Genomic DNA, 12,465 nt, shown 5'->3' with positions numbered 1-12,465 from the left:
CTCGCCCGGCACGCCGATCGGGCAGGGCTGCAGGTTGGCGTCGAGGATCCAGACGCCGGTGTTGGCCATCGGCCTGCCGATGGAGACGCCGCGCGCCGCCACGATCGGGCGCTCCATGCGCCAGACGGTGGACCACACGGTGGTCTCGGTCGGACCGTAGAGGTTCCACAGTTCGCTGGTGCGGTCCATCAGGTCCAGCGAGAGATCGGCCGGCACCGGCTCGGCGCCGATCCAGGCGCGGAAGCCGCGCGGGCCGGACCACTGGGCATCCAGCAGCAGGCGCCACATGCCGGGCGTGGCTTGGAGGATGGTGATGGCCTCGGATTCGAGCGTCGCGCGCAGCCGGTTGCCGTCCATCGCGACCTCGCGCTGCACGATCACGATTTCGGCGCCCGCGGCGAGCGGCAGCATGACCTCGGGCACCGCCATGTCGAAGGACAGGGTGGTGACGGCGGCCAGGCGGTCCTGCGGACCGATGCCGGGCTCGCGCTGCATGGTCTGCATCAGGTTGGCGACCGCGCGGTGCGGCACGCACACGCCCTTGGGCTTGCCGGTGGAGCCGGAGGTGTAGATCACGTAGGCGGTGTCTTCGCCCTGCGCATCCTGCGCGCCGGGCGGCAGGGCGGTGGCGGGCTGCTCCAGCCAGGCCGTGTCGCGGTCCAGCAGCAGCACGCGCTCGGCCGCGTCCGCGCGCCAGGCCTTGGGCGCGGCGGCGATGGCGGAGGAGGTCAGCAGCAGGCCGAGCTTCGCATCCTCGGCGTAGTAGTCCAGGCGGGCCTGCGGGAAGGCCGGGTCCAGCGGCACGTAGGCGGCGCCGCTCTTGAGCACGGCCAGCAGGGCCACGAACATGTCGAAGCCGCGGTCCAGGCAGAGGCCGACGCGTTCGCCGCGGCCCATGCCGCGCGCGCGCAGCGCATGGGCGAGGCGGTTGGCGCGCTCGTCGAGTTCGCGGTAGCTCAGGCGCTTCTGGCCGTCGCGCAGCGCAGGGCGGTCTGGCTGCGAGGCGGCATGCGCCACGAAGCCGGCATGCATCAGCGGCGCGCCCTCGATCGGCGTCGGGGCCGGCTGCAGGGAAGCGAGCGCATGCGCCTCGGCATCCGACAGCAGGGCCAGGCGGCCGACCGCCTGCGCGGGCTCGCGCACGATGGCGCGCAGCAGGGTCTCGTACATGCCCAGCCAGCGGCGCACGGTGGCGTCGTCGTACAGGTCGGCGTTGTACTGCGCCTCCATCTGCATCCCGCCGCGCACCGGCGTGATGTTGAGGAAGAGCTCGAAGTTCTCGTAGCGGCGGCCGATGGTGCTCTGCTCGACCTGGATGTCGGGGAAGTTGCCGTCGTTGGGAGCGGCATCGCGGTCCACGTTGAACAGCACGTTCACCAGCGGCAGGCGGCTGGGATCGCGCGGCACCGGCAGCTTCTTGAGCAGCGCGCCGTAGCCCAGCGTCTGGTGCTCGAAGGCATCGAGCAGGTTGCTGGCCGAGTCGCGCGCCAGCTTCTCGAAGGGCTCCTGGGCATCGACCGCGACGCGGATCGGCAGCAGGTTGACGCAGTGGCCCACCAGGGTGTGCATCTCGCTGGGCATCTGGCCGGCGGCGGCGATGCCGATCACCAGGTCTTCCTGCGCCGTGAGGCGGTGCAGCATGGCCGCGAAGGCGCTGAACATGGTGGCGAAGAGGCTGGTGCCGGCGGTGGCGCCGAACTTGCGCAGGCCCTCGATCAGCGACTGCTCCAGCACGTGGTCGATGCGGTAGGCGTTGAAGGTGCGCACCGGCGGCCGCGGGTGGTCCAGCGGCAGCTCCAGCACCGGCAGGCTGCCGCCGGCGTAGCGCTTGAGCCAGTAGTCGACGTGGGCCTGCATCTCCGGGCTGCCGGCTTCCGCGCTTTCCCACGCGGCGTAGTCCGAGTACTGCGCCGCCGTCTCCAGGGACGGGCCGGCGCCGACCTGCTCGGCATAGAGCGCGCCGAGGTCCTCGCTGATCACGCCCCACGACCAGCCGTCGCAGATCACGTGGTGCGCGCTCAGCACCAGCATGTGGTCGATGGCGGAAAGACGGTAGAGCGCGGCGCGGAACAGCGGCCCCTGCTCCAGGTCGAAGCGCTCCAGCACCACGGCCACGCCGTCGTCCTCCAGCCGGCGCTTCTGCGCCGCGGGGTCGAGCGTGGAAAGGTCATGCTCCGCCAGCGCGACCGGCGCCGGCTCGCCGATCAGCAGCTGGGTGCCGTCCGGCGAGATGGTGGCGCGCAGCGACTCGTGGCGCGCCACCAGCCGGTCCAGCGCGAGCGCCAGTGCCGCGGTGTCGAGCGCGCCCTTGAGGTGCAGCCGCATCGACTCGTTGTAGGCGAGCGACGCTTCCGGGCTCAACCGGTCGCCCAGCCAGACCTCGCGCTGCGCCTCGGTGGTCGGGACGATGCGCTCGATCAGGCCCCCCGCAAAAGGGTCGAAGTCCTCGGCGGCGTCCTCGGCGGACAAAGTGGCGACGGCGTCGGTCATGCTTGGTACTTGGTGAATTTGCCTTGGGCCTTGGGATCGGGCACGAACCACGCAGGCTGCCCGTCTTTGTCTCGTCCGAGGCGCGCATTCGGCGTAGGAGGATGCGCCGGATCGAGCGCCATCTTGGGCGCCGCGCGGCGTGGCAGCAGTTCGGCTTCCTGCATCTCGGCGATCGATTCCTTGAAGGCCGACTTGATGGTCGCGATGTCCTGCTGCGTGTGCGCGGTCGTCATGAAGCAGGGGAAGTTGTCCAGGATGTGCACGCCGCGGCTGCGCATCATCGCGAACAGCAGGTCCTGCAGCGGATGGTCCTCCAGCCAGGTCACGCGCCACAGCGACGAGAAGTAGCGGATCTCCAGCGGCGCGCCCACCTCGCGGCAGAAGGCGGTGAGCTCGTCGGCCATCGCGGCGGTGTGCAGGTTCAGCTGGGTCTGCAGCTTGTTGTTGTCCTGCTTGAGGTACTCCAGCGCGGCCTTGGAGGCGGCCAGGGCCAGCGGGTGGCGCACGAAGGTGCCGGCGAAGTAGGTCACGCCCACGGTGGGCACGGAGTCGTCGCCGTACTGCCAGGGACCGCCGTCCAGCGCGTCCATGTAGGTGCGCTTGCCGGCGATCACGCCGACCGGGAAGCCGCCGCCCAGCACCTTTCCGTAGGTGGCGAGGTCGGCACGGATGCCGTAGATGGCCTGCGCGCCGCCCAGGTCGGAGCGGAAGCCGGTGATGACCTCGTCGAAGATCAGGCAGGTCTCGGATTTCTCGGTGATCGCGCGCACCTCGCGCAGGAATTCCTTGGGCTGGAAGTCGGGCCGGCGGCTCTGCACCGGCTCCACCAGCACGGCGGCCAGGTCGTCCGCGTTGGCGCGGATGAACTCCAGCGCCTCGGGCGTGCCGTAGTCGAGCACGCGCACGTCGCCGAACATGCCCTGCATCACGCCCGGCGCGGCCGACATGCCCTTGCCCTGGCGGCCGGCGCGCACCAGCACCTCGTCGAAGGTGCCGTGGTAGGAGCCGGTGAACAGCACCACGGTGCTGCGGCCGGTCACGGTGCGGGCGATGCGCAGCGCCGCCATCACGGCCTCCGAGCCGGTGTTGCACAGGCCCGCGCGGTCGAAGCCGGTGAGCTCGCACAGCAGCTTGGTCACGTCGGCGGCCAGCGGATGCTGCGGGCCGATCTCGTAGCCCAGGTCGAGCTGCTTCTTCACCGCGTCGTTGATGAAGTCCGGCGTCCAGCCGAACAGGTTCATGCCGAAGCCGTTGAGCGTGTCGACGTACTCGTTGCCGTCGATGTCCCACATGCGCGAGCCCTTGGAGCGCTCGATGACGATCTGGTAGGTGATCTCCTTGGTGGCCGGGCGGAAGCCGTTGACCACGCGCGGGTCGGCCATGTGCGGACGGTTCTGCTCGGTGAAGGCCTTGCTCTTCGCAGTGCGCTCCACGTAGCGGCGCATGAAGGCCGCCAGGCGCGCCTTCTGGCGCTCGGTCGGCTCCTTGCTCTGCGTGTGGATGCGGGCGATGGCGCCGAAGGCCTTCTTGACGTCGTATTTGATCGCCGGGGCAGGCTCTTCGCCAGCCGCCGGTTCGGCAGCTGCAGGGGTGTTGGACGCCGTGGCCGCGGCGGTGGCCATGGGCGTGGGTTGCTCCACCACAGGCGCCGGCAGCACGGGGCTGGCCGGCATCTGTGGCGCCGCCGACAGCAATGCGAGTTGCTGTTGCATCAATTGCATCTGTTGCGCGATCAGCTGCTGCACGAGGCCGCCGTTGGCCGGGGCCATCGTCATCGCGGGCAGGGGCTGCAGGACCACCGGCGCCGCGGCCACCGGCATTGCGGCGACCGCCTGCTGCGGGGCCACCGCCGCGGCGGCGCCCGCGGGCACGGCGGCCGGTGCCGCGGGCGCGGCTTCGGGCGGCAGCGTGGCATCGAGGAATTCGGCCAGCGCGTCGAAGCTGCGATAGCTCTCCATCAACTGGCGGAAGGTCAGGTTGACCTTGAATGTCTTCTTGACCTGCAGCGCGGCCTGGGTGAGCGTGAGCGAGTCCAGCCCGATCTCGACGAAGGGCGCGGCACCGTCGACCTCGCCCATGTCGGCACCCGAGATGTTCTCGAACAGCTCGCGCAGGCGCGTGACGAGGGAGGCGCGGCGGGCGGGCGGCGCGGAAACGGCGGTGGTCATTGGCAACTCCGGAATCGTGAGGGCAGGGGCTTGGGGCGTGGAAGAAGAAGCGAGCGCAGGCGCAACCGGTGCCGACGATGCGATGTCGACCCAGAAGCGCTTGCGCTCGAAGGGGGTGGTGGGCAGGCGCACGCGGTGCTTGCGGGTGCGCGTGTCCAGCGGCGAAAGATCGATTTCGGCGCCCTGCGCCCAGAGCCGGCCGGCGGCCAGGCGCCAGCTCGCGCATTCGCTCGCCGGCTGGTCGGCCAGCAGCGAGACGGCTGGCGCGGGCTGGGCCTTGCTCGCATGCTGGCGCACCAGCGTGGCCAGGGTGTTGCGCGGTCCGAGCTCGATGAAGAGCGGATGGGTCAGTTGCGCCTGCACCTCGCGCACGGCGGGCGAGAAGCGCACGGTCTCGCGCAGGTGGCGGGCCCAGTAGCGCGGGTCGGTGGCTTCCTCGGCCGTCAGCAGGCGGCCGGTGAGGGTGGAGTAGATGGGGAGCTGGGGCGCCGACAGCGTCAGCTCCCCCACCAGGGCCTCGAAGGGCGCGACCGCCGGGTCCATCATGGCCGAGTGGAAGGCATGCGAGGTCTGCAGCGCCTTGGCGACGATGCCCTTGGCCTCCAGCTCGGCGCGCAGCTTCTCGATCGCCTCGGCCGGGCCGGCGGCCACGCTGACCGCGGGACCGTTGTCGGCGGCCAGCGAGATGCCTTCGGGCAGCAGCGGCAGCAGCTCGGCCGCGGCCATGCGCACCGACAGCATGATGCCCGCGGGCTGGGCCTGCATCAGCGCGCCACGGCGCGCGACCAGGCGGGCCGCGTCTTCCAGGCGCATCACGCCGGCCAGCACGGCGGCAGCGAATTCGCCGACGCTGTGGCCGATCATCGCGGCCGGCTTCATGCCCAGCGACATCAGCTGGCGCGCCAGCGCGTATTCCAGGGCGAAGGTGGCGGGCTGCGTGACCGAGGTGGCCGACAGCGCGGCCGGGTCCTCGGACGCGATGCGCGCGCGCAGGTCGTACTCCAGCACGCCCTCGAAGGCCGCGAGGCATTCGTCGAAGGCGGCGCGGAACACCGGCTCGGCGGCATGCAGCGCCAGGCCCATGCCGGCGTATTGCGCGCCCTGGCCGGGGAACATGAAGACCGGCTGCGGCACCCAGGCCGGGGCCGCGGCGGCGGCGCGCGCGGGCGAGTCGGCGGTGCGCAGCGCGGCGATGGCGGCATCGATGGAATCGGCCACCACGCAGGCGCGCTGTGCGAAGGCCTTGCGGCCCACGCGCAGCGTGTGGGCCACGTCGGCCAGCGGCAGCGCGCGGTGCGTGTCGAGGTGATCGGCCAGTTGCGCGGCCGCCGTCGCCAGCGCCGCGGGCGAGCGCGCGGACAGCAGCAGCAACTGCGGGCCGGTGGCCGGATCGGACGGCTCGCGCAGCGGCGCCTCCTCGACGATCACGTGCGCATTGGTGCCGCCGACGCCGAAGCTGCTGACGCCGGCGCGCCGCGGTGCCTCGGCGCGCGGCCAGGGCCGAAGCGTGCTGTTGACGGTGAAGGGCGTGGCGCCGAAGTCGATCGCCGGGTTCGGCGCTTCGTAGTGCAGGCTGGCCGGGATGGCCTCGCTGTGCAGGGCCAGCGCGGTCTTGATCAGCCCGGCCGCGCCGGCGGCCGTGACCATGTGGCCCACGTTGCTCTTGAGCGAGCCGATGGTGCAGAAGCCCTTGTCGGCGGTGTGCGCGGCGTAGGCGCGGGCCAGGCCCTCGACCTCGATCGGGTCGCCCATCGGCGTCGCGGTGCCGTGCGTCTCGACGTAGGAGATGCTGCGCGGCGTTACGCCGGCCTGTGCCAGCGCGGCCTCGATCACCGCCGCCTGGCCGTCCACGCTGGGCGCGGTGAAGCTGGCCTTGGCGCCGCCGTCGTTGTTGACCGCCGCGCCGCGCAGCACCGCGTAGATGGTGTCGCCGTCTTCGATCGCGTCGGACAGGCGCTTGAGCAGCACCACCGCCGCGCCGTCGCTGAAGACGGTGCCCTTGGCCTTGGCGTCGAAGCTGCGGGTGTGGCCGTCGGGCGAGAGCATGGAGCCCTCGTTGTAGAGATAGCCGCTGCGGGGCGGGCAGGTCACCGAGGCGCCGCCGGCCAGCGCCATGCGGCATTGGCCGGTGCGCAGCGCATGGAAGGCCTGGGCCACCGCCACCAGCGAGGTCGAGCAGGCGGTGTGCACGCTGATGGCCGGGCCGGTCAGGCTGAGCTTGTTCGCCACGCGGGTGGTGATGTAGTCCTTCTCGTTGGCCAGCATCACCTGGAACTCGCCCACCATCTCCACCCGGTCGGGGTGGGTCGACACGTGGCGCTGGAAGTAGGTGGCGTTGTACATGCCGCCCCACACGCCCACCGGGCCGGGCGCCTGGTCGGGCACGTAGCCGCCGCGCTCCAGGGCTTCCCAGCAGATCTCGAGGAAGACCCGTTGCTGCGGGTCCATCAGCTCGGCTTCCTTCGGGTTGATGCCGAAGAAGGCGGCGTCGAAGTTCTCGATGCCATCGATCACGCCGCGGGCGCGCACGTAGAGCGGGTCGGCGCGCAGCGCGGCGGAGACGCCGGCGTCCAGCGTCGCGTCGTCGAAGAAGCTGATCGACTCGCGGCCGGCCATCAGGTTGTCCCAGAACTGCTCGACGTCGGCCGCACCGGGGAAGCGGCCGGCCATCGCGATCAGGGCGACGGCGTCGCTGTCGGTGGCGGCGGCCTTGGCGGGCATGCGCGACGGCTGGGGCTTGACCGGGGTGGCTTCGGCGGCTTCCATGTCGGCGGCCAGCGCGGCGGGCGTGGGCTGGCGGAAGAACAGGTTGCTGGTGAGGCGGCGCGCGCTGCCCTGTTGCAGGTCCTTCAGCACGCGCAGCACCAGCAGCGAATCGCCGCCCAGGTCGAAGAAGTTGTCGTCGCGGCCCACCTGGTCGATGCCCAGCGCCCGCGCGAAGGCGGCACAGACGCGGCGCTCGGCCTCGGTGCGCGCTTCCGCATAGGGCTGCGCCAGCTCGGGCCGCTGGCGCGCCGGCTCGGGCAGGGCGCGGCGGTCCAGCTTGCCGTTGGTGGTGACCGGCAGTTGCGCCAGCCAGACCTGGGCCGAGGGGATCATGGCCTCCGGCAGCCGCTCCGCCAGGTGCTGGCGCAGCACGCCCCAGGGCAGCTCGGCGCCGCGCGCGACGAGGTAGGCGACCAGGCGCAGGCGCCCGGCCGGATCCTTCTGCGGCACCACGGCGCAGGACTTGATGCCGTCGTGGGCCAGCAGCGCGGCCTCGATCTCGCCGGTCTCGATGCGGTGGCCGCGGATCTTGACCTGGCCGTCGATGCGGCCGATGTATTCGATGGTGCCGTCCGGCAGCCAGCGCACCTGGTCGCCGGTGCGGTAGAGGCGGTCCCCGGGCGCGCCGAACGGATCGGGCACGAAGCGCTCGGCCGTGAGCTCGGGCTGCGCCAGGTAGCCGCGCGCCACGCCGCGGCCGCCGATGCACAGCTCGCCCACCAGGCCGGCCGGCAGCAGGGCCATGGCGGGGCTGAGCACGCGCAGGGCGGTCTCGTTGATCGGGCGGCCGATCGGCACCGAGCGCGCCTCGGCCGGAAGATCGCGCGGGATGCGGTGCGTGGCCGCGAAGGTGGTGCACTCGGTCGGGCCGTAGCCGTTGATCAGCGTGGTGCCGGGCAGGGCCGCCAAGGCGCGCCGCACGTGCGGCACCGACAGGGCCTCGCCGCCGGTCAGCAGCTGGCGCAGGCCGGCGAGCTGGGCCGGGTCGTCGTCGACCACCGCGTTGAACAGGCCGGCGGTGAGCCAGGCGGTCTTGACCTCGTGCCGGGCGATGGTGCGCGCCAGGCCGGCACCGGTGGGCACCTTCTCGTCGTGCACCACGCACACGCCGCCGTTGAGCAGCGGGCCCCAGATTTCCAGCGTGGCGGCATCGAAGCCGAGCGGCGCCGCATGCAGCATGGCCTCGCCTTCCGGCAGCTCGACGTAGTTGGCGTCCAGCACCAGGCGCAGGATCGAGCGGTGGCAGATCTCGATGCCCTTGGGCGTGCCGGTGGAGCCCGAGGTGTACATCACGTAGGCGACCGAGTCGCCATTCGCCTCGGCCGGGCGGAAGGGCGGCAGCGCGGCCTCGTCGGCCGTACGCGTCTCGTCGATGGCCAGCAGGGGGCGCTCGGCCGGCACCAGCGCGCGGTAGGCGGCCTGTGTCAGGACCAGGGCGACCTTCGAATGCGCCAGCATGAAGGCGATGCGCTCGGCCGGGAAGTCGGGCTGCACCGGCACGTAGGTGGCACCGGCCTTGAGGATGCCGAGGATGGCGACGATGGCCTCGCTCGAGCGGTCCAGCAGCATGCCGACCGCATCGCCGGGGCGGATGCCGCGGGCCTGCAGGCGGCGCGCCATGGCCTCGGTGGCCTGGTCCAGTGCGCGGTAGCTCAGGGTCCCGCTGTCGCCGACCAGGGCGGGCGCGTCGCCGCGCTGCGCGACCTGGCGCGCGAACAGGGCGGGGACGGTCAGGCTCGGGTCATAGGTGGTGGCCGGGCTGTTCCATTCCTCGAGCTGCCGCTGCCGGTCGGCCGACGGCAGGGTGCGGATCTCGCGCAGCCGGGCTTCCGGATGGTCCATCAGCTCGGCGGCGGCATCGGCCACTGCCAGCAGGAGGCCGATCGCGACCGCGCTGTCCATCAACGTGGCGGCGCCGGCCAGGCGCAGCGTGGCGGGCGCATGAAAGCCCAGCTGGAGCATCACCGCGCCATCCGGGTCGTGCGGTGCGCCCTCGCGCAGCCAGCAGGCGAAAGGCGGTGCCGAGGCAGCGCCCGGCGCGGCAGCGCGGCGTGCACGGTCGACTTCGGCGATCCACTGCCAGGCCGAGCTGTCGTCCGCGCAGCGCAGGCCGCACTGGAGCGAGCCCGGCGCCTCGTGGAACTCCACGGCCGGCGTACCCAGCCAGCGGGATTGAAGAAGAAGCCAGGCCGCCGCGAACAGCGTGTCGGGGAGGTAGCCACCCTGACGGGCCTCGGCGGACCAACGTGCGGCCAGGGCCGGCGGCACGTCGAGGCTGGACACCTGCACTGCGGCCTGCGCAGGCTGGCCGGAACGCGGGACGAACAGGTCGGCGAGCGAGAGTGTGGCCGCGTCGGCCGGGGATTGGGAAATGGGTGCTTGCTCCATGAACTGGTGACTCCGCTGTGGACTGGCCTCGCCCTTCAGTAACCCCTTGTGTGTCTCGATGCCGCCACGTTGCTGCGGCTGCACATGTATCCGTTGCACTCAGTAATCACAAAGCATTCAAAAATGACAGAGGTTCCGATATTGCTCCCCGACCGCGCTTCGCGCCACCGGACAAAAGCCATGCCTACCGCCTATGCCTTTTGGAAAGCCCTGCAACACTCGACGCATTTGGTTGCGTACGGGGTGTTGACCTGAGCCATCACAGACACGATTGTGCCCGTCTTCTTACATTTTGAATACAAACAGGCTACTTCAAACCTGAAGAAGTGGGCAAGAACTCATAGAAAAGTTCTATTTGAGGAGAGGGGGCTCCTCAGGCCGTGGCTTCGTCCAAGGTGCCCTGGTCCAGGTGGCCTGTGTCGCCCCAGCCGACGAGCGTGAAGCCCTGGGGGGTCCAGAGCAGGCGGTTGATGGCGGCATTGCCCAGGTGCCAGGTGCGCGGCGCCTGCAGCTCCTGGCCGGTGGCGGCGCGGTAGAGGACGTCCATCACGCCGCCGTGCGCCACCAACACCACCAGTTCGCCCGGATGGCGTTCTGCCAGCCGCGATGCGGTGCCGGTCACGCGTGCGCGGAAATCCAGCAACGATTCGCCGCCTTCGGGCGCAAAGGCGGGGTCGCGCGTGCGCCACAGCCGGGCCTGCTCGGGCAGGTTGGCGTCGATGTCGGCGAAGGTGCGGCCCTCGAAATGGCCGAAGGCCCGTTCGCGCAGGCCGGGCTCGGCACCGACCTCCAGGCCGCGCGGGCGGGCGATCTCCTGCGCGGTCTGCCAGGCGCGCGCCAGGTCGCTGGCGTAGATGGCGCCGATCGGCTCCTCGGCCAGCGCCTGCCCCACGCGCCGGGCCTGCCACAGGCCGGTGGCATTGAGCGCGATGTCGAGCTGGCCCTGGATGCGGGTGTCCACGTTCCAGGCGGTCTCGCCATGGCGAACGGCGATCAGTCGGGTGGCCTCCATCCGGGAAATTCTAGGTGGAAACCCTGGGACGACCGGGCCGCAGGACTCAGTTCTTCGCCGTGGGAATCTCGATGTCGACCCGGCGCTCGCCTGCCGGCGGATTCGGGAAGCCCTGCAGCGCCGCCTGGAACATCACCGGCAGCACGGCCGCGCTGGCGGTGTAGGGCCCGTCGTTGCGGGCCCGGGTCTCGTAGACGACACGGTTGGAAGGCAGCTCGCGCAGCACGATGCTGACCTCGCGCGCGTACCAGGGGTTGGCCGGCGGCGTGAAGACCGGCCCGTACCCGCCGCCGCCATACCAGCCGCGCCCGTACCAGCCCGGCGGGTAGCCCCACGGCCGCTGGCGGTAGTAGCCCGGCCACATGCCGCCCTGGTAGTACCAGGGGTCGGCCCAGGGCGAGAGCTCGGCCGTCACCCGGGCGCCGATCTGGGCGGTGTACTGCGGATTGGCGTCGTCGCGACGCAGGCCGACGCGTTCGAGCGCGGGGCCGGCCATCGCTTCCAGCTGCTGTTGCTGCGCCTCGCTGGCCTGCTGGGAGGGCAGCCGCTCGAAGCGGTAGGTGGCGCCGGCGGGTACCGTGCCCAGGCTGGAGAAGCTGCGGACCTCGCTGTCGACCACCCACCGGGTGGCGCAGCCGGTGAGGCCGGCAGTCAGCGCGAGGGCAGCGAGCAGGTGTTTCATGCGGATCTCCTTGCCGGGGCGCTGCGGGCCGCAACGCCCGCCAAGGCTCAAAGCTGCACGACGCGCAGCGGCGACGGCATCGGGAATTCCGGCGGGTCGAAGGCTTTGTCGCCGTCCTCGTCGGCCACGCCGGTCGTCTTCAGCCCCTTGAAGTCATAGGACGTTCCGTCCAGCAGGTGCGAGGGCACCACGTTCTGCAGCGCGTTGAACATGTTCTCCAGGCGCCCCGGATGCTTGCGCTCCCACTCGCGCAGCATCTCGCCGACCTGCTTGCGCTGCAGGTTTTCCTGGCTGCCGCACAGGGTGCACGGGATGATGGGGAAGGCGCGGTGCTGCGCCCAGCGCACCAGGTCCTTCTCCGGCACGTAGGCCAGCGGGCGGATCACGATGTGGCGGCCATCGTCGCTCACCAGCTTGGGCGGCATCGACTTGAGCTTGCCGCCGAAGAACATGTTGAGGAAGAAGGTCTGCAGGATGTCGTCGCGGTGATGGCCCAGCGCCACCTTGGTCGCGCCCAGCTCGTCGGCCACCCGGTAGAGGATGCCGCGGCGCAGCCGGCTGCACAGGCCGCATGTGGTCTTGCCCTCCGGGATCACGCGCTTGACGATGGAGTAGGTGTCCTGCTCCTCGATGTGGAAGGGCACGCCCAGCGCCTTCAGGTACGTGGGCAGCACCTCCTTGGGAAAGCCGGGCTGCTTCTGGTCGAGGTTGACCGCGACGATGTCGAAGTGCACCGGCGCGCGGGCCTTGAGCTTCAGCAGGATGTCCAGCATCGCGTAGCTGTCCTTGCCGCCCGAGACGCAGACCATGACCTTGTCGCCGGCCTCGATCATGTTGAAGTCGAAGATGGCGCGCCCGACTTCGCGGCACAGGCGCTTCTCGAGCTTGTGCGCCTCGCGCTCGATCTTCATGGTGTTGGGGGCGGGCGAAGGCGCTTCGTCGGTCCAGACGGCACTCAT

Annotated in this window: 5 protein-coding genes; all 5 read right to left on the bottom strand. The window is 71.1% G+C overall.

Annotated elements, in window-relative coordinates; all coding sequences use genetic code 11:
• The coding region (locus A8M77_RS24730) for a non-ribosomal peptide synthetase (protein WP_143694751.1) at nucleotides 1-2,490 on the bottom strand (2,490 nt) is incomplete at its 3' end.
• Nucleotides 2,487-9,812: a type I polyketide synthase gene (locus A8M77_RS24725; protein WP_086924162.1), complete on the bottom strand. Its 7,326-nt coding sequence runs from the start codon at nucleotides 9,810-9,812 to the stop codon at nucleotides 2,487-2,489. The genes A8M77_RS24725 and A8M77_RS24730, both read right to left, overlap by 4 nt.
• Before the next feature lie 373 nt (nucleotides 9,813-10,185).
• Nucleotides 10,186-10,824 (bottom strand): histidine phosphatase family protein, encoded by a 639-nt coding sequence (locus A8M77_RS24720; RefSeq protein WP_086924161.1) that lies wholly within the window; start codon nucleotides 10,822-10,824, stop codon nucleotides 10,186-10,188.
• A 46-nt stretch (nucleotides 10,825-10,870) separates the two neighbouring features.
• Nucleotides 10,871-11,506 carry a DUF4136 domain-containing protein gene (locus A8M77_RS24715; protein WP_086924160.1) on the bottom strand — a complete coding sequence of 212 codons (636 nt, stop codon included), beginning with the start codon at nucleotides 11,504-11,506 and terminating at the stop codon, nucleotides 10,871-10,873.
• A gap of 47 nt (nucleotides 11,507-11,553) precedes the next feature.
• The gene (gene ttcA / locus A8M77_RS24710) at nucleotides 11,554-12,465 is read right to left on the bottom strand and encodes a tRNA 2-thiocytidine(32) synthetase TtcA (protein ID WP_086924159.1); all 912 of its coding nucleotides are present in this window, start codon (nucleotides 12,463-12,465) and stop codon (nucleotides 11,554-11,556) included.

The organism is Variovorax sp. JS1663 (genome assembly GCF_002157355.1).
Lineage (GTDB): Bacteria > Pseudomonadota > Gammaproteobacteria > Burkholderiales > Burkholderiaceae_C > Variovorax.
Note: the sequence above shows the minus strand (reverse complement) of the source record. Positions and strands in the feature narration are given on the sequence as shown.